The following is a 22600-nucleotide window of genomic DNA, read 5'->3' on the forward strand; positions in this document are numbered from 1 at the left end:
GGCGTTGTCGTGTTTAACGTGCGCTCAAGTCACTAATTGCTACGCCGATATACGCTTCAATGGCTGCGTTGCTATAAAGTAGCGCCCGCTCTACCCGCAAGCTGGCATAACACTTGCTCCAAACCCCTTAAAGCGTATTTCGCGCAGCGAAGCGACGGATTATTGGCATGGCTAAGAAACAGGCAGCGCAGGACGCTCCGGCAGCAGACAAAAAGCCTTCGGGCAAATTGAAAATCATTGTCCTCGGGTTGGTCGCCTTGCTTGTGATCGTCGGTGCAACCGTGGCCGCTACCTGGTTTTTTCTGGGCAAGAACAGCGACGCCCCAGCGCCCGCCGCCGAAGAAGCGGCAGCCGCTGAGCCCGTGCGTAAACCGGCTATTTATGAAGAATTGACCCCGGCCTTCGTGGTGAATTTTTCGGACAACGGCCGCGCCCGCTACATGCAGGTCAGCGTTGCCTTGATGTCGCGTGATCAGGCGGCTCTGGATGCGCTCAAGGTGCACATGCCGGTGCTGCGCAACAAGCTGGTGATGCTGTTCTCCAGCCAGCAATTTGCTTCGGTGGCAACGCCGGTCGGCAAGGAAATGCTGCGTCAGCAAGCGACTGCCAGCGTGCAGGAACTGGCGCAAAAAGAGATCGGCAAACTGGCTGTAGAGCAAGTGCTGTTCACCAATATCGTAGTGCAGTAGTCAGGAGCTCAGATGTCTGTGCAAGATCTGCTTTCACAGGATGAAATCGATGCCTTGTTGCATGGTGTTGATGATGGCCTGCTCGAGCCCGAAGATGCAGTAGAACCGGGCAGCATCAAACAATATGACCTGACCACTCAGGACCGTATCGTGCGTGGGCGCATGCCAACGCTGGAAATGATCAACGAGCGCTTTGCCCGCTATACCCGCATCAGCATGTTCAACCTGCTGCGGCGCAGTGCCGACGTGGCCGTGGGTGGCGTGCAGGTGATGAAGTTTGGTGAGTACGTACACTCGCTGTATGTGCCAACCAGCCTCAATCTGGTGAAGATGAAACCGCTGCGCGGCACAGGCTTGTTCATTCTTGACGCCAAGCTGGTGTTCAAGCTGGTGGACAATTTCTTTGGCGGCGATGGCCGGCACGCCAAGATCGAAGGCCGTGAATTTACCCCGACCGAATTACGCGTCGTGCGCATGGTGCTGGATCAGGCCTTTATCGACCTCAAGGAAGCGTGGCACGCGGTGATGGATATCAACTTCGAGTACGTCAACTCGGAAGTTAACCCGGCCATGGCGAATATTGTCAGCCCGAGCGAAGTGATTGTCGTCTCGACCTTCCATATCGAGCTGGACGGCGGTGGCGGAGACCTGCACATCACCATCCCGTATTCGATGATCGAGCCGATCCGGGAAATGCTCGACGCCGGTTTTCAATCGGATGTTGATGATCAGGATGAACGCTGGGTCAAGGCGCTGCGTGAAGACATTCTCGACGTCAGCGTGCCGCTGACCGCCACCGTTGCGCGGCGTCAGCTCAAGGTTCGCGACATTCTGCACATGCAGCCCGGCGATGTAATTCCCGTCGAGCTGCCGGAACACATGGTTATGCGCGCCAATGGCGTGCCGGCCTTCAAGGTCAAACTGGGTGCCAACAAAGGCAATCTGGCCTTGCAGGTGCTTGATCCTATCGAACGTCGCTAAGGGGCATTTCGCCCCTGGCAGACGCCTAACTGTTATCCGCCAGCCGAGGAAAGACCATGGCAGACGAAAATCAAACAACCTCAGCCGAGGAGCAAGCGCTGGCTGATGAATGGGCTGCAGCGCTGGCCGAGTCGGGCGACGATGATGCCAATCAGGCCGATATCGACGCCATGCTGGCCGAAACCGCCAAGCCTGCGGCGCCGCGTGCGCCAATGGAAGAATTTGACGGCGGCGCTGCGCCAAGCAACAGCGCGCTGACCAATCTCGAAGGGCCGAATCTGGATGTGATTCTCGACATTCCCGTGTCGATCTCGATGGAAGTGGGCAACACCGACATCACCATCCGCAACCTGCTGCAGCTCAATCAGGGTTCGGTTATCGAACTCGACCGACTGGCCGGCGAGCCGCTGGATGTGTTGGTTAACGGCACCCTGATCGCCCATGGCGAAGTGGTCGTGGTCAACGAGAAGTTCGGCATCCGCCTGACCGACGTGATCAGCCCAAGCGAACGCATCAAGAAGCTCCGTTGAGATGAAAATACTGCCGCTGCTGTTGTTGCTGCCCGTGCCGGCGTTCGCCGAAGAGGCGGCAGTTAAAGCTGTAACTGAACCGGCCAAAAACCTCGCAACCAGTAATGTCAGCGGCCAGTTGGCGCAGCTGGTTCTGGGCTTGCTGCTGGTGATCGGGCTGATTTTTTTGCTGGCTTGGCTGGTGCGTCGGGTGCAGCAGATTACCCCGCGTGGCGGGCAGGTTATCCAGATCGTCGCCACCCAGACGCTGGGCCCGCGTGATCGTCTGGTGCTGGTGCAGGTGGGAGGCGAGCAGGTTCTGATCGGGCTCACGCCGGGGCGTATTGCGCCACTGCATGTGATGGCCGAGCCGGTTTCTGCTGCGAGTAGTACGCCGGCTTCGGGCGATTTTGCCCAGCGCCTGATGCAGGCACTGGGCAAACACTCGGGTAACGCCAATAAGGATGTTGATTGATGCGTGTTCTCGCGTTACTGCTGTTGCCGTTGTTGATGCTGGCCGCGCCGCATGTGTTTGCCGCCGAAGACCCGTTGTCGATCTCGGCCATTACCCTGAGCACCGATGCACAGGGCCAGCAGGAATATTCGGTCAGCCTGCAGATTCTGCTGATCATGACCGCGCTGAGCTTCATTCCTGCGGTCCTGATGTTGATGACCAGCTTCACCCGGATCATTATCGTCTTCTCGATTCTGCGTCAGGCACTGGGTTTGCAGCAGACACCGTCGAACCAGATTCTGACTGGTCTGGCGCTGTTTCTGACGATGTTCATCATGGCGCCGGTGTTCGACCGGATCAATCAGGACGCCTTACAGCCCTATCTCAATCAGCAATTGCCGGCGCAAGAGGCGATTGCCAAGGCCGAAGGCCCGATCAAGGATTTCATGCTGGCGCAGACCCGCTCCAGTGACCTTGAGTTGTTCGTGCGTTTGTCCAAACGTACCGACATTGCCAGCCCGGATGATGCGCCACTGACCATCCTGATTCCGGCGTTCGTGACGTCCGAGCTAAAAACCGCATTCCAGATCGGGTTCATGATCTTCATTCCGTTTCTGATCATCGACCTTGTTGTATCGAGCATCCTGATGGCCATGGGGATGATGATGCTGTCGCCGCTGATTATCTCGCTGCCATTCAAGATCATGCTGTTTGTGCTGATCGACGGCTGGGCGCTGATCATGGGCACGCTGGCTGCCAGTTTCGGAGGGGTTTAGGCATGACACCCGAAGTCGCGGTCGATCTGTTTCGTGATGCCTTGTGGCTGACGGCCCTGATTGTTTCAACTATTGTTGTGCCCAGTTTGCTGGTGGGTCTGGTCGTGGCCATGTTTCAGGCGGCGACCCAGATCAACGAGCAAACCCTGAGCTTTTTGCCGCGTCTGATCGTGATTTTGCTGACATTAATCGTTGCCGGGCCCTGGCTTGTGCAGAAATTAATGGAATACACGCAAAATTTAATCATGAGCATTCCGACGATGATTGGCTGAATGTACGCGCCTGAAACGGAGTGGCTGCAATGCCTTTGCTAGAGCTTAGCGATGCGCAAATTGGCGGCTGGGTCAGTACGTTTTTATTGCCGCTTTTTCGCATCGCCTCACTGTTGATGACCATGCCGGTCATCGGTACGCAGTTGGTTCCACTGCGTGTGCGCCTGTACCTTGCACTGGCGGTGAGTGTGGTGTTGGTGCCGAGTTTGCCACCAATGCCGGCCGTGGATGCACTCAGTTTGCAAACTTGGTTGCTGATTGCACAGGAGGTGCTGATCGGCGTGATGATGGGTTTCACCCTGCAGTTGTTTTTCCATGCGTTCGTGATCGGCGGGCAAATACTCTCGACTCAGATGGGTCTGGGTTTTGCGTCGATGGTTGACCCTACCAACGGTGTTTCCGTGCCGGTAATCGGTCAGTTTTTCACGGTGCTGGTAACGCTGCTGTTTTTGGCCATGAATGGCCATCTGGTGGTCTTTGAAGTGTTGGCCGAAAGCTTCACTTCATTGCCGGTTGGCGAGAGTCTGGTCAGTCAGCACTATTGGGCAATTGCCACGCGCTTGGGATGGGTCATGGGCGCCTCGCTGCTGTTGGTGTTGCCGGCGATTACCGCGTTGTTGGTGATTAACCTGGCGTTTGGGGTCATGACCCGGGCCGCGCCGCAGTTGAACATCTTCTCCATCGGTTTTCCGCTGACGTTGCTGCTGGGTTTGGGGATTGTCTGGATTGGTACCGCGGATATCCTCTCGCAGTATCAGGTGTTCGCCACTGAGGCTTTGCAGTTCATGCGTGAACTGGTTCGGGCGAGTTAAAAAATAAAATGGCAGAATCTGAAAGCGGTGCCGATAAAAGTGAAGACCCCACGGAGAAACGCCTTCGTGAGTCCAGGGAAAAGGGACAGGTCGCACGCTCGAAAGAGCTTAATACGTTAGCTGTAATGCTCGCGGGTACAGGTGGATTGTTACTCGTCGGCGGCAATCTAGCCAATGCAATGCTCGAGGTAATGAGCACGAGTTTCGCGTTGAAGCGAGACATGATCATGGATGATCGAATGATGGGTATGTTGTTTATGTTCTCCGGGCGTGTAGCCCTGGAGGCGATGATGCCGCTTTTGCTGGTATTACTGGTCGCCTCCATTCTGGGGCCGATTGCTCTGGGTGGCTGGCTGTTTTCAGCCAAGGCCATGGCGCCCAAAGTCAGCCGGATGAATCCGGGGCCCGGCCTCAAGCGGATGTTTTCCGCCAAGGCGCTAATCGAACTTCTCAAGGCGCTGGCCAAGTTCAGTATCGTTTTGGTCGTGGCGTTGGCCGTGCTCAAATCGAATGAGCAGGAACTGCTTAAAATCGTTCACGAACCCCTTGAGGGCGCCATTAAGCACGCAATCAATATTGTCGGTTGGAGCGCGCTGTGGATGTCCTGCGGGCTGGTTCTGATTACCTTGGTCGATGTGCCGTTTCAGCTCTGGGATAACAAGCAGAAGCTGATGATGACCAAGCAGGAAGTACGCGACGAATACAAGGACAGCGAGGGCAAGCCCGAGGTCAAACAACGTATTCGCCAACTGCAGCGTGAAATGACCGAGCGGCGAATGATGCAGGCGGTGCCGCAGGCCGACGTGATCATCACCAACCCGACGCACTTCGCCGTGGCGCTCAAGTACGATCCCGAAAAGGGTAATGCACCCGTGATGCTGGCCAAGGGCGCCGACTTTACCGCGCTGAAAATTCGTGAGATCGCGCAAGAGCATAACGTCATGCTGTTGGAATCTCCGGCGCTGGCGCGGGCGGTGTTCTACTCCACTGACATCGACCAGGAAATTCCCGCGGGTCTGTATATGGCGGTGGCGCAGGTGCTGGCTTACGTCTATCAGATTCGCCAATTCCAGGCAGGGCGGGCCAAGCGCCCGGCGCCGCTCAAGGATCTGCCTATTCCCCCCGATCTGCGCCGCGACGAGTAACGCAAAAATAGCCATTGTTTTTGCCGGATACAGCTTATCCGGCAAAGTTGGACAGCTTTTTGCAAAACCAACCCCAAGGACGCTTCATGCGTCAAAAGTTTGAATCGTCTGGGGTAGGCAAGTGGCATTAGATCGCTCACAAATGCTGGGGAACGTGCGCAGTAACCTGTCTGGTTTGCGCGAAGGCAATCTCGGTATTCCGTTGATGTTGCTGGTCATGCTTGGCATGGTCATGCTGCCGATCCCGCCGTTCCTGCTCGATGTGCTGTTTACCTTCAGTATCGCCCTGTCGATCGTCGTGCTGCTGGTGAGCATCTACGCGCTGCGCCCGCTCGATTTTGCTGTATTCCCCACCATTCTCCTGGCCGCCACCTTGCTCCGGCTGGCGCTAAACGTCGCCTCTACGCGCGTGGTATTGCTCAATGGTCACGACGGCCACGCAGCGGCGGGGCAGGTGATTCAGGCCTTCGGTGAAGTGGTGATCGGCGGTAACTACGTGGTCGGTATCGTGGTGTTTGCGATCCTCATGATCATCAACTTCGTGGTGGTGACCAAAGGTGCCGGGCGTATCTCCGAGGTGAGCGCGCGCTTCACTCTGGATGCAATGCCAGGCAAGCAGATGGCCATCGACGCCGACCTCAATGCCGGCCTGATCGACCAGCCGGAAGCCAAGAAGCGCCGGACTGAAGTGGCGCAGGAAGCCGACTTCTATGGTTCGATGGACGGTGCCAGCAAGTTTGTTCGCGGTGACGCGATTGCGGGCCTGCTGATCTTGTTCATCAACCTGATTGGCGGTATCGCCATCGGTATCTTCCAGCATCAGCTGAGTTTTGCCGACGCCGGCAAGGTCTACACCTTGCTGACCATTGGTGACGGTTTGGTGGCGCAGATTCCGTCACTGCTGCTGTCGACCGCTGCCGCGATCATGGTGACCCGGGTTTCCAGCTCCGAAGACATGGGCGCGCAGGTCAACCGGCAGATGTTCGCCTCGCCGCGTGCGCTGGCTGTCGCCGCGTCGATCATGATTGCCATGGGCCTGGTGCCGGGCATGCCGCATTTCTCGTTTATCAGCCTGGGCCTCGTGGCTGCCGGTGCGGCTTACTGGATCGCCAACAAGCAGCGCAAGGTCAAGGAAACCGAGATCAAGGAAGTCCAGCGTCAGCAGGAATTACTGCCGGCTCAGCGTGCTCAGGAAACCAAGGAGCTTGGCTGGGATGACGTGACCCCGGTGGACATGGTCGGGCTCGAAGTGGGCTACCGGCTGATTCCATTGGTCGACCGCAATCAGGGTGGCCAGCTGCTGGCGCGGATCAAGGGCGTGCGTAAGAAACTCTCGCAGGAAATGGGCTTTTTGATGCCCTCGGTGCACATTCGCGACAACCTGGATTTGCAGCCGAATGCTTACCGCCTGACGTTGATGGGCGTCAGCGTTGCCGAGGCAGAGGTGTACCCGGAACGCGAGCTGGCGATCAATCCGGGGCAGGTGTTTGGCCCGCTGAACGGCATTGCCGGTAAAGACCCGGCATTTGGCCTTGAGGCGGTATGGATCGACCAGAGCCAACGTGATCAGGCGCAATCGCTCGGCTACACCGTGGTCGACGCCAGCACCGTGGTGGCGACTCATCTCAATCAGGTGCTGCACAAGCATGCGCATGAGTTGCTCGGCCATGAAGAAGTGCAGCAGTTGTTGCAACTGCTGGCCAAGAGTTCGCCAAAGCTGGCCGAGGAATTAGTCCCGGGGCTGGTGTCGCTGTCGACCTTGCTCAAGGTGCTGCAAGCGCTGCTGCAAGAGCAGGTGCCGGTGCGTGACATTCGCACCATCGCTGAGGCGTTGGCCAACGTCGCCGGCAAGAGTCAAGATCCCGCCGCTATGGTCGCAGCCGTCCGGGTTTCGTTGGCCCGTGCAATCGTGCAAAGCATTGTGGGACTAGAGCCGGAGCTGCCTGTGATCACTCTGGAACCAAGGTTGGAACAGATATTGCTAAATAGCTTGCAGAAGGCCGGGCAAGGCGCCGATGAAGGCATCCTGCTTGAGCCGGGCATGGCAGAAAAACTGCAGCGCTCATTGATTGACGCCGCGCAACGCCAGGAAATGCTCGGCAAGCCGGTTGTGTTGTTAGTAGCGGGCCCGGTACGGGCAATGCTTTCACGGTTTGCGCGGATGGCAGTGCCGAGTATGCATGTACTGGCCTACCAGGAAATTCCAGACAATAAACAGGTCACTATCGTTGCGACGGTAGGGCAGAACTAAACGAGGTTAAGGCATGCAAGTTAAACGCTTTTTCGCAGCTGATATGCGTCAGGCCATGAAGCTTGTGCGTGATGAGTTGGGTGCCGACGCCTCGATTATTGCTAATCGCCGCGTGGCGGGTGGTGTCGAGCTGACAGCGGCGCTGGATTACCAGATGCCGGCCGCACCATCGCGCCAGGCCAATCCTGAGCTTGAAGCCGAGTTGCGCAAAACCCAGTCGCTGATCGCTACGGCGCATGCCGAATTGGTCACCCGCAGCGAAGTTGGCAGCAAGGATTTGCAACTGCAGGCAGAAGACCTGGGCCCGGCCCCGGTTGTAGCGGCCGCGCCAATCGCCCAGCCAGCTGCTGGTGGCCACTTCGAGCAGAGCGCGCTGGATGCCATGCGCTTTGAGCTTAATGGCCTGCGTGAATTGATCGAGGTCCAGCTGGGTTCGCTGGCGTGGGGCCAACTGCAAACGCGGCGCCCGCAGCAAGCCAATTTGTGGCGTCGTCTGCAGCGCATGGGCTTGTCTGCCGACCTGTCGCGCAGCCTGCTGGAAAAAGTCTCAAACATTGATGAGCCACGTCAGGCCTGGCGCATGTTGCTGGCGCATCTGGCGCAGGCTATCAACACGCCGAAGGTCGAGCCGCTGGAAGAGGGCGGAGTTATCGCGCTGGTGGGGCCGGCTGGTATGGGTAAAACCACCACGCTGGCCAAACTGGCTGCACGTTATGTGCTCAAGTACGGCGCGCAGAATGTGGCGCTGGTAAGCATGGACAGCTACCGCATCGGCGCGCAGGAACAATTGAACACGCTGGGGCGCATTCTCAATGTGTCGGTCACTCAGGTCGACCCTGGCCAGTCACTGACTCAGGCGCTTGCACCGTTGGCGCGTCGTCGCGTGGTGTTGATCGATACCGCTGGTTTGCCCGCCAATGATCCGGCGCTGCGCATGCAGCTTGAGGCATTGGCCAGCCGTGGCGTGCATGCACGCAACTATCTGGTTATGGCCGCCACCAGTCAGGATCAAGTGCTCACCGCCGCCTTTCACACCTACAAGCGTTGTGGGCTGGCAGGCTGCGTGCTGACTAAACTGGATGAAGCAGGCAGTCTGGGCGGCGTATTGAGCCTGGCCATCAGTCAGCGTCTGCCGGTGGCGTACACCACCGATGGTCCGCGGATTCCGGATGACCTGCAGATTCCGCGCAGCCATCAGCTGGTAAGCCGGGCCGTTGGCATGCAGGCTCAAGATGAGCCCAGCGAAGACACAATGGCGCAAATGTACAGTGCAATTGGCAGCCAACCGGCTTTGCGCGCCAGTTAGTAGAATGAATTACACGGTTATAGGCCCACTATCTGGCCTAGTGGGTGGTTTGCAGGGCAGAATAAGCCATGGGCTCACGACGGATTGACAAGGTAACGGAAAAAAATGGTTAAGCATCCCGTACAGGTGATCGCGGTAACTGGTGGCAAAGGTGGCGTCGGCAAGACCAACGTGTCGGTGAACCTCGCGCTGGCGCTGGCGGAACTCGGGCGTCGGGTCATGCTTATGGATGCCGACCTTGGTCTGGCCAATATCGACGTACTGCTTGGGCTGACGCCAAAGCGCACACTGGCTGATGTGATCAGCGGTGAATGTGATCTGCGTGATGTGATTCTGCAGGGCCCCGGTGGCGTGCGTGTCGTTCCGGCCGCGTCCGGTACTCAGAGCATGGTGCAGTTGTCGCCCATGCAGCATGCCGGCCTGATCCAGGCATTCAGTGATATCAGCGACAACCTCGATGTACTGATCGTCGACACCGCCGCCGGTATTGGCGACTCGGTAGTGAGTTTCGTGCGCGCCGCTCAGGAAGTGCTGGTGGTGGTGTGTGATGAGCCAACCTCGATTACTGACGCCTACGCGCTGATCAAGTTGCTCAACCGCGATTTCGGCATGAACCGTTTCCGCGTGCTGGCCAACATGGCTCACACGCCGCAGGAAGGTCGCAACCTGTTCACCAAGCTGAGCAAGGTGACCGATCGTTTCCTCGATGTGGCGTTGCAGTATGTTGGCGCGGTGCCTTACGACGAAAGCGTGCGTAAAGCCGTGCAGAAACAGCGTGCAGTGTACGAGGCGTTTCCGCGCTCGAAATGCTCCCTGGCGTTCAAGGCAATCGCCGAGAAGGTTGATGCCTGGCCGCTCCCTGCCAACCCGCGTGGCCACCTCGAGTTTTTTGTCGAGCGTCTGGTCCAGCCCGCCATACAGGAAATCGAGCCATGAGCAACGCAGGCCTACGTATGTATAGCAAGGCGCAAGCCATGGACGCTCAGCATCAGTTGATTGAACGTTACGCGCCGCTTGTCAAACGTATCGCCTACCACTTGCTGGCCAGACTGCCGGCAAACGTTCAGGTCGACGATCTGATTCAGGCCGGCATGCTCGGCCTGCTGGAAGCATCGAAGAAATATGACGCCAGCAAAGGCGCCAGTTTCGAAACCTTTGCCGGTATCCGCATTCGTGGCTCCATGCTCGATGAGGTGCGCAAAGGCGACTGGGCCCCCCGTTCGGTCCATCGAAATAGCCGCATGGTCAGTGATGCAATTCGAAAAATTGAAGCCAGAACGGGTCGAGACGCTAAAGATCAGGAGGTTGCTGCCGAACTCCAATTGAGTCTCGAAGATTACTACGGCATTCTTGGCGACACTTTGGGCAGTCGCCTGTTCAGTTTTGACGACCTTTTACAGGACGGTGAGCAGGGCGGATTGCAGGAAGACGTCAATAGTCATCATCCCGGGCCTTCGCGTGAGCTGGAAGACGAGCGCTTTCAAAGCGCACTGGCAGATGCCATCGGCAATCTGCCGGAGCGTGAACGCCTGGTCTTGTCGCTGTACTACGACGAAGAGCTGAACCTCAAGGAAATTGGTGAGGTGCTTGGGGTGAGTGAGTCTCGGGTAAGTCAGTTACACAGCCAGTGTGCCGCTCGTTTGCGGGCGCGGCTGAGTGAGTGGCGGGCGAAGTAAACAGATTTCTGGCGCGCCAGAGCAACGTTGCATATTGCTGGAAAGCGGGCCAATCAGCCGGTTTCTTGATTAAGGGGCGTGCCCATCAGTTGGGTGCGTTTGGGACTGTTCGGAGGTCGACTTGGACAAAAATATGAAAATCCTCATCGTTGATGACTTTTCAACGATGCGTCGGATTATTAAGAACCTGCTGCGCGATTTGGGGTTCACCAACACTGCTGAAGCGGATGATGGCGTAACCGCCTTGCCGATGCTGCAGAGCGGTAGTTTCGACTTTTTGGTAACAGACTGGAACATGCCTGGCATGAGCGGCATTGATTTGCTGCGTGCCGTGCGCGCGGATGAGCGCCTCAAGGGTATGCCGGTATTGATGGTGACGGCTGAAGCTAAGCGTGACCAGATTATCGAGGCAGCGCAGGCCGGCGTTAACGGCTACGTGGTCAAACCTTTCACCGCTCAAGTGCTGAAAGAAAAAATCGAGAAAATCTTTGAGCGAGTCAACGGCTGATCCACGCCGCGAGGTTGCAATGGAATACCAGGACTCCAGTAAGGCTGGTTTTGAATCAGCTTTAAAGCTTAACGCCAGCCAATTAGTCGACAGCCTAGAAAAAGGCGACATTGGCGAGGCGGTGCAACTCATCAATGAGCTTAACAAAACGCGCGACCGTGGCCTGTTTCACGAAGTCGGCAAGCTGACGCGTGAGCTGCACAACGCCATCATCAACTTCAAGCTCGACCCGCGCTTGCCACATGCCAGCGAAGTCTCACAAATTGCCGACGCCACTGAGCGTCTCAATTACGTGGTGACGATGACGGAGAAAGCTGCCAATCGGACCATGGATCTGGTCGAACTGAGCAGCCCTTTAGTCACGCAGGTCAGCACCGAGGCGCAAACCCTCAGCGAAGATTGGGGGCGCTTCATGCGCCGCGAAATGGACGCCGATGGTTTTCGTGAGCTTACCCGTCGAATCGAGCAGTTCCTTGCCCGCACGGCGCAGGATGGCGCTGCGGTTTCAGGGCATTTGAACGACATTTTGTTGGCGCAGGATTATCAGGATCTCACCGGTCAGGTCATCAAGCGTGTGACTCAGCTGGTCACCGAAGTTGAAAGCAACCTGCTGAATCTGATGCTTATGGCCAGCCGCGTAGACCGCTTTGCCGGTATCGAACACGGCGAAATTTCAGGGTCTGAGAAGGCTCACAAAGAAAAAAGTGCAAGTCACGGTGAAGGTCCGCAGATTCATGCCGATAAGCTTGATGACGTTGCATCCTGTCAGGACGACGTCGACGATTTGTTATCAAGCTTAGGGTTTTAGGAGCAGGTCCATTATGAGCTTCGGCGCCGATGAAGAAATCCTCCAGGATTTCCTGGTAGAGGCCGGCGAGATTCTCGAGCAGCTGTCTGAACAGCTGGTAGAGCTTGAAAGCCGCCCTGACGATATGAACCTGTTAAACGCGATTTTTCGCGGGTTTCATACCGTAAAAGGTGGTGCGGGCTTTCTCCAGCTGAATGCGTTGGTTGAGTGCTGTCACATTGCCGAGAACGTCTTCGACATCCTGCGCAAGGGTGAGCGTCGTGTCGACTCTGAATTGATGGACGTCGTGCTGGAGGCATTGGACACCGTCAATGCCATGTTTGACCAAGTGCGCGAAGGCGCCGAGCTGACCCCGGCAACGCCCGAACTGCTCGCGGCTTTGGCCAATCTTGCCCAGCCACAAGAACTGTTGGACGAAGAAGCCCCAGCCCCTGTTACAGAACACGCTGTGGCAGGCAACCCTGTGACAGCCAGTGCTGTGGCAGGTGATGCTGCTATTGCCGACGATGAATTCGAGCAGCTGCTCAGCGCATTGGCAGACAACGCAGCGCAGGCGCAAAAAACGCCTGCCAGTCCGGTAGCCAGTGCGGCGCAACCGTCAGACAGTGATGAAATCACCGATGACGAGTTCGAATCGTTACTCGACCAGTTGCACGGTAAAGGCCAATTTGTGGCCAACGCAGGCGGTCAGCCAGTTAAGGCTCAGCAGGATGACGATGTAGCCGTGGCCGATGCGCCCGATGAAATCACCGACGACGAATTCGAAGCCCTGCTCGATCAGTTGCACGGCAAGGGTCAATTCGCCAGCGGAGCTGCCCCAGGGTTGCCTGCCACAGCTTCGGCTGCCAGTACGCCGAGTGAACCAGTGGCCCCGGTTGCTGCCAGCAGCGCGGCGAGCGCTGATGAAATCAATGACGATGAATTTGAAGCGCTGCTGGATGAACTGCACGGCAAAGGCAAGTTCTCGGAAACGCCGGCCGTCAGCGCCGCCCCCGTTGCTGCCAAGGCGGTAGAAAAGCCAGCGGCCAAGCCTGCAGCAAAACCAGTTGCTGCCGCGCCAGCCAAAGCCCCAGCGCCTGAAAAAGCCGCGCCGGTCAATGAGGCCGAAACCACTGTGCGGGTGGACACGGCCCGGCTTGATGAAATCATGAACATGGTTGGCGAGCTGGTGTTGGTGCGTAACCGGCTGGTGCGTCTGGGTTCGACCAGCAACGACGAGGCGATGGCCAAAGCCGTATCGAATCTCGATGTTGTCACCGCAGACCTGCAATCCGCGGTGATGAAAACCCGCATGCAACCGATCAAGAAAGTCTTCGGGCGTTTCCCGCGACTGGTCCGTGACCTGGCGCGTAGCCTGAAAAAGGAAATCTCGCTTGAGTTGATCGGTGAAGAAACCGACCTCGACAAGAACCTCGTTGAAGCCCTGGCTGATCCGCTGGTTCACTTGGTGCGCAATGCGGTTGACCACGGTATCGAAACCCCGGAAGAGCGGGTGGCTGCGGGCAAATCGCGCGGCGGTAAAGTGGTGCTCTCGGCCGAACAGGAAGGCGATCATATCCTTCTGGTCATCAGCGATGATGGCAAGGGAATGGATGCTGATGTGCTGCGCCGCAAGGCTGTCGAGAAAGGCTTGCTGGAGAAGGAAGCGGCCGACCGGCTCAATGAATTTGAATGCTACAACCTGATCTTCGCCCCGGGCTTCTCGACCAAGACCGAGATTTCCGATGTGTCCGGTCGCGGTGTTGGCATGGACGTGGTGAAAACCAAGATCAGCCAGCTCAACGGCACGGTTAACGTGTTCTCGGTCAAGGGGCAGGGCTCGCGAATCGTCATCAAGGTGCCGCTGACGCTGGCGATCATGCCAACGCTGATGGTCATGCTGGCCAATCAGGCGTTTGCGTTCCCGCTGGTCAACGTCAACGAAATTTTCCACCTCGACCTGTCGCGCACCAATGTGGTGGACGGTCAGGAAATGGTCATCGTCCGTGACAAGGCATTGCCACTGTTCTATCTCAAGCGCTGGCTCGTTGGCCAGGCGGCCCACGAAGAGCAGGTTGAAGGCCATGTGGTGATTCTGACTGTGGGTAATCAGCGCGTCGGCTTTGTTGTCGACCAGTTGGTCGGGCAGGAAGAAGTGGTCATCAAGCCATTGGGCAAAATGCTTCAGGGCACACCGGGTATTTCCGGGGCGACCATTACCGGCGACGGTCGGATCGCGCTGATCCTCGATGTGCCGAGCATGCTCAAGCGCTACGCCCGTCGTTCCTGATCGCGCCTGTAGGGCAGTGGATGCGGCGCGGTTAAATTTGGCAGGACTGATCTGCAGTGGTTTCAGGCAGATTATTAGGAGTGGGTATGGCGGTTAAGGTATTGGTTGTTGATGACTCCGGTTTTTTCCGCCGGCGGGTGTCCGAGATCCTTTCGGCTGACCCGAACATCATGGTTATCGGCACCGCTACCAACGGCCGCGAGGCAATCGATCAGGTGCTGGCGTTGAAGCCGGACGTGGTCACTATGGATTACGAAATGCCGATGATGGACGGCATTACCGCCGTGCGAAACATCATGCAGCGGTGCCCGACGCCGGTGTTGATGTTCTCGTCGCTGACCCATGAAGGCGCTCGCGTCACCCTCGATGCGCTGGATGCAGGTGCCGTGGATTTCCTGCCGAAGAACTTTGAAGACATCTCGCGCAATCCCGAGAAGGTCAAGCAATTGCTCTGCGAGAAAGTCCATAGCATTGCCCGCAGCAATCATCGTTCCATGGCCCGGCTGACCACGCCGAGCGCTTCGCCTGCCGCTGCACACACACCAGCCCCTGCCGTGCGCACGCCGCCGAGTGCGGCGGTTGCGCGTCCTGCAAGCACGCCTACAAGCGCCACATCGGCACCTGCTGCGCGGCATTCTGTGGCCGTTAAGCGCAAGGCCTACCGGCTGGTCGCTATCGGTACGTCTACCGGTGGGCCGGTTGCTTTGCAGCGCGTACTGACGCAACTGCCGGCGAATTTTCCGGTGCCGATCGTGCTGATCCAGCATATGCCGGCAGCTTTCACCAAGGCCTTTGCCGAGCGCCTCGACAAGCTCTGCAAGATCAACATCAAAGAGGCCGAGGAGGGCGATATATTGCGTCCGGGTCTCGCCCTGCTGGCGCCAGGTGGCAAGCAGATGATGATTGATAATCGCGGCACGGTACGCATTCTGCCGGGCGATGAGCGCGTCAATTACAAACCCTGCGTGGACATCACCTTCGGCTCTGCCGCGCGCACCTATCACGACAAGGTGCTGGCGGTTGTATTGACCGGCATGGGCGCTGATGGCCGCGAAGGCGCACGTCTGCTCAAGCAGGGCGGCAGCCAGGTGTGGGCGCAGGATGAAGCCAGTTGCGTGATTTACGGCATGCCGATGGCCGTGGTCAAAGCCAATCTCACCGATGCAATTCTGCCGCTGGATGACATTGGCCGGCATATTGTCGAGGCCTGCCTGTAATGGACGTCCTCAGCCTCATCGGGATTGTGCTTGCTGCCGTGGCAATACTCGGCGGCAACTTTCTCGAGGGCGGCCATGCCAGCGCGCTGCTCAACGGCCCGGCGGCGTTGATTGTAATTGGCGGCACGCTGGGCGCTGCGTTACTGCAGACGCCGATGCCGGTCTTCAAGCGGGCGCTGGTGATTGTGCGCTGGATATTCATCGCGCCGGCCATCGATCTTGCGGGCGGGATTGATCGCGTGGTTGGCTGGAGCATGGTAGCGCGCAAGGAAGGCTTGCTCGGGCTTGAGGTGTTGGCCGATGGCGAGCCAGATCCGTATGCGCGTAAAGGCTTGCAACTGCTGGTGGACGGCGTTGAGCCCGAATTGATTCGAAGCATTCTTGAAGTCGATTTGTACACCCAGGAAGGGCGCGATATTCAGGCGGCCAAGTTTTTCGAGTGCATGGGCGGCTACGCGCCGACTATCGGCATCATTGGCGCCGTGATGGGGCTGATTCACGTGATGGGCAATCTGGCGGACCCGAGCATGCTCGGCAGCGGCATTGCCGTGGCGTTCGTGGCGACCATTTACGGTGTTGGCTTCGCCAATTTATTGCTGCTGCCAATCGCCAACAAGCTTAAAGCGATCGCCATGCGCCAGTCGCGTTACCGCGAAATGTTGCTCGAAGGGTTGTTGTCTATTTCTGAAGGCGAAAACCCGCGCGCCATCGAACTCAAGCTCCAGGGCTTCATGGACTGAACGGCTCAGGGAGTTGGCTATGGCGCGGCGTCGGCATCACGAAGAACACGAAAATCACGAGCGGTGGCTGGTTTCCTATGCGGATTTCATCACCTTGCTGTTCGCCTTTTTTGTGGTGATGTATTCGATCTCGTCGGTTAACGAGGGCAAGTACAAGATTCTCTCGGAAACCCTGACGGGCGTGTTCAATCATCCCGAGCGCTCGATTGTACCGATTGCTGTCGGCGAGTCGCGGCCGAAAACCACTTCGATGGACCAGGCCATCAGTAATCAGAATGGTGCGGACGACAACATCGAGAGCAGCAGTAATCAGCTCACGGTGATTGCGCAAAGCGTGCGCGAGGCATTTGCCGATCTGATAGATGCCGACCAGTTGCAAGTGCGGGGCAATGAGTTGTGGATCGAAATCGAACTGCGCTCAAGCCTGTTGTTTGGCAGCGGTGATGCGCTGCCCAATGACGCGGCCTTTTCGATTGTGGATAAAATTGCCAAAATATTGGCACCCTATGCCAACCCGATTCATGTCGAAGGCTTCACCGATGACCGGCCTATTAACACCATGCAGTTTCCGAGCAACTGGGAATTGTCGTCGGCGCGCGCCGCGAGCATCGTGCAGATACTGGCCATGAATGGAGTGAGTCCGGGGCGCATGGCCGCTGTGGGCTATGCAGAGTTCCAGCCCATCGCCGACAACACTACCGCCGAGGGGCGTGCGCGCAACCGGCGGGTGGTGTTGGTTATTTCACGCAATCTGGATGTTCGCCGCAGCGTAAGTGGAGTTGGCAGTGCCAATGCCAAGCCCGATTCCACGCTCAAACGCGCTGGCATGCAACCTGCAACAGTCTCGTCGAAGGAGCCGGCAAATGCGGCTTCACAGCATGTAGACGTCAACCCTCCGTCGCCAGTTCTCGACCGGCCGGTGCCAGAGTCGAGAGGATAAATACAATGAGAGTTTGGGCTGTAGCCAATCAAAAAGGTGGAGTCGGTAAGACCACCACGTCCATCGCTCTGGCGGGTTTGCTGGCGGATGCTGGCAAGCGCGTGGTGGTGGTCGATCTCGATCCGCATGGCTCGATGACCAGCTATTTCGGGCATGATCCCGATAGCCTTGAGCACAGCACGTTCGATCTGTTCCTCAATCAGGGCAATGTGCCTGAAGGCTTGCCCCAGCAGTTGTTGCTGCCAACCAGTCACGAGCGGATTTCGTTGCTGCCGTCGAGTACTGCGCTGGCCACACTGGAACGGCAGTCGCCGGGGCAGAACGGTCTGGGCCTGGTGGTTTCGAAAAGCCTGGCGCAGCTGTGGGGCGATTTTGACCATGCCATCATCGACAGCCCGCCATTGCTTGGCGTGTTGATGGTCAACGCGTTGGCGGCCAGCCAGCAGTTGGTGATTCCGGTGCAGACCGAGTTCCTCGCGGTCAAGGGGCTGGAGCGGATGGTCAGCACGCTGGCCATGATTAACCGCTCACGCCGTCAGGCATTGCCGTTCACCATCGTGCCAACATTGTTTGATCGTCGCACTCAGGCGTCCATGACCACGCTGCGCCAATTGCGCAACAGCTACCCCGAGAACCTGTGGCAGGCATACATTCCGGTGGATACTCGTTTGCGTGACGCCAGCCGTGCCGGCGTCACGCCTTCGCAGTTTGATCACAAGAGCCGCGGTGCGCTGGCTTACAAGGCGCTGCTTAAACACCTGCTCGAACAGCACGTGCGTGAAAAGGTAGCCTGAGTGGCAAACAATAGTGTGTGTCGGCCCTCAAGAATTTACTGCAACCTGCCGATAGCTGTTGCAAGTCAACTCTGTGAATTCGAACCATGAATCGTACCTTGCCCACTGCAACCAGGCCTCAAGTGGCCCTGCAGTCTTATCTCGACAGCTTGCTGCAAGAGGCCGTTATCGAGCTGGACAGCGGCAGTGAGTTGGCGGATTTCGAAGCCGCAGTGCTGGAAGAGCAATTGCGCGACGCCGAGCGCCTGCTCGAAAGCGTACCGGCGGTCAGTACGCCGCTGATACGCCCAGTCGAGTTGAGCTTGGTGACGGTGGCCGAAGAGCCGCCGGTTGAAACTCCGATGCCGGCTCCGGCCGCCAGTGAGTATTTGGCAGCCGCCGAACAAGCGCCGGCTCTTGAGGCGCCGCTGATTGACTTCAACCTCAACAATGAAGTGCCGGCGAGCCTTACGGTCGATTGGGATGAGCGTCCGCAGTGGGCAGAAGAACCCTTTGAATGCCTGCTGTTCGAAGTCGGCGGCCTGACTCTGGCTGTGCCGCTGGTGTGTCTCGGTTCGATTTATCCGCTGGCGGGGCACGAACTGACACCGCTGTTTGCTCAGCCGGACTGGTTCCTCGGCTTGCTGCCGTGTCAGGCCGGTAACTTGCGGGTACTGGATACGGCGCGTTGGGTGATGCCCGAGCGTTATCGCGATGAGTTACGCGAAACGCTGCAGTACGTGATTTCGATTCAAGGTTTTGAATGGGGGCTGGCCGTGCATCAGGTCAGTCGCTCGATCCGTCTCGATCCCGATCAGGTCAAGTGGCGCTCGCAGAGAGCCCAGCGGCCATGGTTGGCGGGTACGGTTATTGAACATATGTGCGCGTTGCTGGATGTCGCCGCGTTGGCCAAGCTGATCGAAAGCGGCAATGCCCAGCGTGCACTGGTCGGCAATGGCTGACGGAGTATTGCGCGCGACCTGAAAAAGGTCGGCGCAACCTGATAATTGACTGCGGGGTTTAACCGCGAATGCCGCTCAGGCGGCTTGTGATGAGGTCTGAATTATGAACAAAAGTGCAGCGCAAAGTGCTGATGATCCCATCCTGCAGTGGGTAACATTCCGCCTCGATAACGAGAGCTACGGCATCAACGTGATGCAGGTTCAAGAGGTGCTGCGTTACTCTGAAATTGCCCCGGTACCGGGCGCACCGAGCTATGTGCTGGGCATCATCAACCTGCGCGGCAATGTAGTGACGGTGATCGACACGCGTCAGCGTTTTGGCTTGCAGCCAAGCGAAGTGACCGACAACACCCGTGTGGTGATCATCGAGGCCGACAAGCAAGTGGTCGGTATCCTGGTCGATTCGGTTGCCGAGGTGGTGTATCTGCGCCAATCTGAAATTGAAACCGCGCCGAATGTGGGCAATGATGAGTCGGCAAAGTTCATCCAGGGCGTGTGCAACAAGAACGGCGAATTGCTGATTCTGGTTGAACTGGACAAGATGATGAGCGAAGAAGAGTGGTCTGAACTGGAGTATATCTGAGTGATGGTAACGAGTGCGCTGGTAGCGCTGGCCTGCCTATGCCTGATTCTTGTCGGCGTTTGCACCAGCCTGCATGTACGCCTCAAGCGCGCCCTGCAACAGCAGGCCGAGCGTGATGGCGTGCGTGATCAGCGCATCAAGGAGTTGTCGAAGCGCCTCGACGCGTATCTGACCGGCAGCATCACCATGGGTGAAGAGCTGCATGAGTTACGTCAGATCGTCGCGCCAATTCCCGACAAGCTCAGCCAGATCGAACAGCGTAACCCCAGCAGCCTGTCCTTCACGCAGGCCGCACGGCTCGCCGGAATGGGTGCCAGTGTGGACGACCTGACCTTGTCCTGTGGCTTGAGCAAGGCTGAGGCTGAGCTGGTGGCCAAGTTGCATCAGTCGCGCCAAGCCAATCGCTGACGCACACAGCTTTTTCCAGTGCCTTTAGTCCACCAGGCTCTTAGCCTGCGCGGCAGGTGCGCTTTTTATTCCTTTACGTAACGGTCCTACCCCCTAAGCTGAACCTGTGTGAAACCAACACGGGAGCAAGCTCATGCGCGCAATGGTTATTGTCGCAGTCCTCCTGCTCGGCTGGTCTGCTGCGAATGCGCAGGAAGCCCCGGCGCAAGTACCTGGTGCGGTTACCGTCAACGTTTTGCAGGCGCGTTATCTGTATGAGCAGGGCGCTTTGTTCGTTGATGTTCGCCCACAGCGTGAGTGGCTCTGGGGGCACGTTAATGGCGCCGTACAACTGGGGTTGGCGGACGAGTTCAAGAGCCTTAAACAGCCCGATTTGCCGCGCGAAATCGCCTTGGTCATTTACTGCGAGAGTGAGATTTGCAGTGCTGGTGCGCAGGCCGCCAAGCTCGCCGTAAGCTGGGGCTACAGCCAGGTTTACTACTTCCGCGAAGGCTATTTTGCCTGGCAGTTACTGGATTTTCCGCTGGCCAAGGGCTTTGAAGAGCCCAACGGGCTTATTGCTCAGGCGACTCGGGTGGCGCATTGAGCAGCAGTTGTGAATTGGCTTCGGGTTGCTCAGCGTTAAAGCCGGCCGGGCTTTTGCCTTGCAGATACCAGGCAAAGGCAATGATCTCGGCAATGCAGCGGTACAACTCGGCGGGTATCGCATCTCCCAGCTCCAGGCGCGCCAATAGTCTGACCAGTTCAGCGTTCTCGTAAATCGGAATCTCGTGCTCGCGGGCAATGGCCAGAATGGTCTCCGCCAACTGGTCATCGCCCTTGGCTGAGAGAGTCGGGGCGTTGAGGCCGTCGTAGGTGAGGGCAATGGCTTGGCGAGGGTTGCTCATGCGGTTTCATCCACCCAGCGTTGTTCCAGTGTCGTGCGCGCACCCTGCGGCGCCGTGCCTTGCTTGCACGCCAATTCCCTGACTTGCAGCCCGGCTGCCAACAGGCGCTCGCGCAGGTTGTCGAGTTCGCTGTCGATCAACAGTGCGGTGTCACTCTGTTGCGCCCACAAACAACCCGACAAACTGCCAAACGCCAACTGCGCCTGAACATGGATCGGCCCGAGTGGCGGTATATCGAACGCCAATTCGACCTTCCACAGGGTTTCCCGCGGCTCATCTGTTTGGCTTTGCTGCTGTTGCTGGTCCTGCTGAACTTTGATCTGCACCGGGTAGAACTCCTGCGCGTGACGCATCGGTACTTCCAGTTGCCAGGTGGTCAGTAAATTGCCATCCGGGCCGATCTGGCTTTGTGCAAGGCTTGAAAGCTGGTGCGTCTGCAGGCGGGAAATCGCGGCTGCCGCCAGTTTGAGCAAGGCTTCGAGGTCGGCTTCTTCCTCACAGTTGAGCGCCGCCCCCGCATGCAGCGGGAAACTCAAAGCCTGTTGGCGGCTATTGGACTGCGCCAGATTACCCAGAATATTGCGCGCGAACGCCGGCAAGGCTTGCGACAGCGCCGTGCTTGCCGCTGCATTGGCGGGGATCAGTGGCGCCGGATTGGTCAGGTTGGGCTGCAGTTGGCCGAGCAGGCGCAGCAAATTGGCTTTGAGGTCGGTGGGCAACTGCTGGGTTTGCCCGCCGAGCAGCTTGCTCTCCAGAAACAGCCCGCTGTTTTCCAGTGCGCCACTGAGGCCCTTGGCTGTGCTCAACTGGCTGCTGTCGGGCAGGGCGGCGAATAACTTGTCGATACTGCTGCGCAGGCCTTCACTCAAACCGGGTTGGCTGTTCAGGCTTTGCATGGTTTTCAGCAGGCCATCCAGCGAACCCTGGCGCGTCTGTTGGCCGCCAAGGTGCTGGTTTAACGCCAGCTGGTCGAGCCGCGAGCCCAGCGGAATGAAATTCAGGGCCTGTGCACCTTTTACTTCGGCGCTGAGCAGGCTGCCCGGTTGCAGCGCCAGATTGGTTTCAAGGTTGAGTGTGCGTCCCGCCAGCGCCGAGTTAAGCAGCATAACCACGGTCTTGAACACTGCCTGCGGGCCCGTTTGCCCCGGCAGGGCTTCACGGCTGAGCACTTTGCCCTGAAGCAGGGTGCCAACCGGTAATTGGTTGAGGTCTAGCTGGCCAAGGGGCTTATCTGTGCCGCCCTGCAAGAGCACGCTCAGGCGGGTATCGGACAGGGCAGTCACGGCGGTATTCAGGCCGAGTGCCAGTGGGCGAGAAGAAGTCGCTTCAAGGGTTGTTTGCCGGCCACTCTCGAGGGTCAGCTTGAGCAACACCTGAAAGCTCTGTTCGATCGACTTGACTCCCACCACTTCGGCCTTGGCGGTCTCGCCGCTGGCCAGCAAGCCGCCCAGCGGTTGCAGCAGTTTCAGCGTCTGCGCAACATTCTGCGCGGCGCTGCGAGCCGTGGCTGGTGACGGGGTGGCTGGGCGAGGGCCGCTGATTTCGGTCATGGTGGGTTACAACCTTTTGGAAATGGCCCTGCGGTGGTGCAGGCATGCTATGTATAATGCTGCGCCAATTGAGCTTGGAGCCTT

25 protein-coding genes are annotated in these 22600 nt (G+C 58.0%); 23 read left to right on the forward strand and 2 right to left on the reverse strand.

Annotated features, from left to right (window positions below; translation table 11 throughout):
- The first annotated feature begins 167 nt into the window (after nucleotides 1-167).
- The 23 genes from fliL to FEZ62_RS03500 all read left to right on the forward strand — a co-directional run bounded on the left by fliL (nucleotide 168) and on the right by FEZ62_RS03500 (nucleotide 20665).
- Nucleotides 168-689 carry a flagellar basal body-associated protein FliL gene (gene fliL, locus FEZ62_RS03390; RefSeq protein WP_069901759.1) on the forward strand — a complete coding sequence of 174 codons (522 nt, stop codon included), beginning with the start codon at nucleotides 168-170 and terminating at the stop codon, nucleotides 687-689.
- A 12-nt stretch (nucleotides 690-701) separates the two neighbouring features.
- Nucleotides 702-1670, forward strand: coding sequence for a flagellar motor switch protein FliM (gene fliM, locus FEZ62_RS03395; protein WP_069901760.1), 969 nt, complete (start codon nucleotides 702-704; stop codon nucleotides 1668-1670).
- Between the two features lie 56 nt (nucleotides 1671-1726).
- The gene (gene fliN / locus FEZ62_RS03400) at nucleotides 1727-2200 is read left to right on the forward strand and encodes a flagellar motor switch protein FliN (RefSeq protein WP_172926817.1); all 474 of its coding nucleotides are present in this window, start codon (nucleotides 1727-1729) and stop codon (nucleotides 2198-2200) included.
- Between the two features lies 1 nt (nucleotide 2201).
- On the forward strand, nucleotides 2202-2654 hold the full coding sequence (fliO, locus tag FEZ62_RS03405) for a flagellar biosynthetic protein FliO (RefSeq protein WP_172926818.1): 453 nt from the start codon (nucleotides 2202-2204) through the stop codon (nucleotides 2652-2654).
- 35 nt (nucleotides 2655-2689) lie between these two features.
- Nucleotides 2690-3409: a flagellar type III secretion system pore protein FliP gene (fliP, locus tag FEZ62_RS03410; protein WP_242454890.1), complete on the forward strand. Its 720-nt coding sequence runs from the start codon at nucleotides 2690-2692 to the stop codon at nucleotides 3407-3409.
- Nucleotides 3410-3411: 2 nt separating this feature from the next.
- Nucleotides 3412-3681, forward strand: coding sequence for a flagellar biosynthesis protein FliQ (gene fliQ / locus FEZ62_RS03415; RefSeq protein WP_069901764.1), 270 nt, complete (start codon nucleotides 3412-3414; stop codon nucleotides 3679-3681).
- Between the two features lie 35 nt (nucleotides 3682-3716).
- Entirely contained in the window at nucleotides 3717-4493 is a 777-nt protein-coding gene (fliR, locus tag FEZ62_RS03420; protein WP_069901922.1) for a flagellar biosynthetic protein FliR, read from the forward strand.
- A gap of 8 nt (nucleotides 4494-4501) precedes the next feature.
- Nucleotides 4502-5638: a flagellar biosynthesis protein FlhB gene (flhB, locus tag FEZ62_RS03425; protein WP_069901765.1), complete on the forward strand. Its 1137-nt coding sequence runs from the start codon at nucleotides 4502-4504 to the stop codon at nucleotides 5636-5638.
- Between the two features lie 142 nt (nucleotides 5639-5780).
- The gene (gene flhA / locus FEZ62_RS03430) at nucleotides 5781-7889 is read left to right on the forward strand and encodes a flagellar biosynthesis protein FlhA (protein ID WP_090510651.1); all 2109 of its coding nucleotides are present in this window, start codon (nucleotides 5781-5783) and stop codon (nucleotides 7887-7889) included.
- 13 nt (nucleotides 7890-7902) lie between these two features.
- On the forward strand, nucleotides 7903-9195 hold the full coding sequence (gene flhF / locus FEZ62_RS03435) for a flagellar biosynthesis protein FlhF (protein ID WP_090510648.1): 1293 nt from the start codon (nucleotides 7903-7905) through the stop codon (nucleotides 9193-9195).
- 105 nt (nucleotides 9196-9300) lie between these two features.
- Complete coding sequence (fleN, locus tag FEZ62_RS03440) at nucleotides 9301-10131, forward strand: flagellar synthesis regulator FleN (RefSeq protein ID WP_069901768.1); 831 nt, start codon at nucleotides 9301-9303, stop codon at nucleotides 10129-10131.
- Nucleotides 10128-10871 carry an RNA polymerase sigma factor FliA gene (gene fliA / locus FEZ62_RS03445; protein WP_170827796.1) on the forward strand — a complete coding sequence of 248 codons (744 nt, stop codon included), beginning with the start codon at nucleotides 10128-10130 and terminating at the stop codon, nucleotides 10869-10871. Before fleN ends, fliA begins: the two co-directional genes overlap by 4 nt.
- 133 nt (nucleotides 10872-11004) lie before the next feature.
- On the forward strand, nucleotides 11005-11379 hold the full coding sequence (locus FEZ62_RS03450) for a chemotaxis response regulator CheY (RefSeq protein ID WP_170827797.1): 375 nt from the start codon (nucleotides 11005-11007) through the stop codon (nucleotides 11377-11379).
- 19 nt (nucleotides 11380-11398) lie between these two features.
- A complete protein-coding gene (locus FEZ62_RS03455) occupies nucleotides 11399-12187 on the forward strand; it encodes a protein phosphatase CheZ (RefSeq protein ID WP_172927066.1) in 789 nt (262 codons plus the stop codon).
- 13 nt (nucleotides 12188-12200) lie between these two features.
- Nucleotides 12201-14456 carry a chemotaxis protein CheA gene (locus tag FEZ62_RS03460; RefSeq protein ID WP_172926820.1) on the forward strand — a complete coding sequence of 752 codons (2256 nt, stop codon included), beginning with the start codon at nucleotides 12201-12203 and terminating at the stop codon, nucleotides 14454-14456.
- Between the two features lie 86 nt (nucleotides 14457-14542).
- Entirely contained in the window at nucleotides 14543-15673 is a 1131-nt protein-coding gene (locus FEZ62_RS03465) for a chemotaxis response regulator protein-glutamate methylesterase (RefSeq protein WP_172926821.1), read from the forward strand.
- Nucleotides 15673-16413, forward strand: coding sequence for a flagellar motor protein (locus tag FEZ62_RS03470; protein WP_069901773.1), 741 nt, complete (start codon nucleotides 15673-15675; stop codon nucleotides 16411-16413). Before FEZ62_RS03465 ends, FEZ62_RS03470 begins: the two co-directional genes overlap by 1 nt.
- 19 nt (nucleotides 16414-16432) lie before the next feature.
- Nucleotides 16433-17353 carry a flagellar motor protein MotD gene (gene motD, locus FEZ62_RS03475; protein ID WP_172926822.1) on the forward strand — a complete coding sequence of 307 codons (921 nt, stop codon included), beginning with the start codon at nucleotides 16433-16435 and terminating at the stop codon, nucleotides 17351-17353.
- 5 nt (nucleotides 17354-17358) lie between these two features.
- Nucleotides 17359-18147, forward strand: a complete 789-nt coding sequence (locus tag FEZ62_RS03480; protein ID WP_069901775.1) for a ParA family protein — start codon at nucleotides 17359-17361, stop codon at nucleotides 18145-18147.
- An 86-nt stretch (nucleotides 18148-18233) separates the two neighbouring features.
- Nucleotides 18234-19088, forward strand: a complete 855-nt coding sequence (locus FEZ62_RS03485) for a CheW domain-containing protein (RefSeq protein WP_172926823.1) — start codon at nucleotides 18234-18236, stop codon at nucleotides 19086-19088.
- A gap of 103 nt (nucleotides 19089-19191) precedes the next feature.
- Entirely contained in the window at nucleotides 19192-19671 is a 480-nt protein-coding gene (locus FEZ62_RS03490; RefSeq protein ID WP_069901777.1) for a chemotaxis protein CheW, read from the forward strand.
- Between the two features lie 3 nt (nucleotides 19672-19674).
- On the forward strand, nucleotides 19675-20079 hold the full coding sequence (locus tag FEZ62_RS03495) for a DUF2802 domain-containing protein (protein ID WP_069901924.1): 405 nt from the start codon (nucleotides 19675-19677) through the stop codon (nucleotides 20077-20079).
- Between the two features lie 133 nt (nucleotides 20080-20212).
- Entirely contained in the window at nucleotides 20213-20665 is a 453-nt protein-coding gene (locus FEZ62_RS03500; RefSeq protein ID WP_172926824.1) for a rhodanese-like domain-containing protein, read from the forward strand.
- Here the strand turns inward: FEZ62_RS03500 and FEZ62_RS03505 are convergent.
- The gene (locus FEZ62_RS03505) at nucleotides 20634-20966 is read right to left on the reverse strand and encodes an EscU/YscU/HrcU family type III secretion system export apparatus switch protein (protein ID WP_069901779.1); all 333 of its coding nucleotides are present in this window, start codon (nucleotides 20964-20966) and stop codon (nucleotides 20634-20636) included. The two genes, FEZ62_RS03500 and FEZ62_RS03505, sit on opposite strands and share 32 nt — an antisense overlap.
- Entirely contained in the window at nucleotides 20963-22516 is a 1554-nt protein-coding gene (locus tag FEZ62_RS03510; protein WP_172926825.1) for a flagellar hook-length control protein FliK, read from the reverse strand. Before FEZ62_RS03510 ends, FEZ62_RS03505 begins: the two co-directional genes overlap by 4 nt.
- Between the last annotated feature and the right edge of the window lie 84 nt (nucleotides 22517-22600).

Source organism: Pseudomonas sp. MS19 (assembly GCF_013277615.1).
Classification (GTDB): domain Bacteria; phylum Pseudomonadota; class Gammaproteobacteria; order Pseudomonadales; family Pseudomonadaceae; genus Aquipseudomonas; species Aquipseudomonas marincola.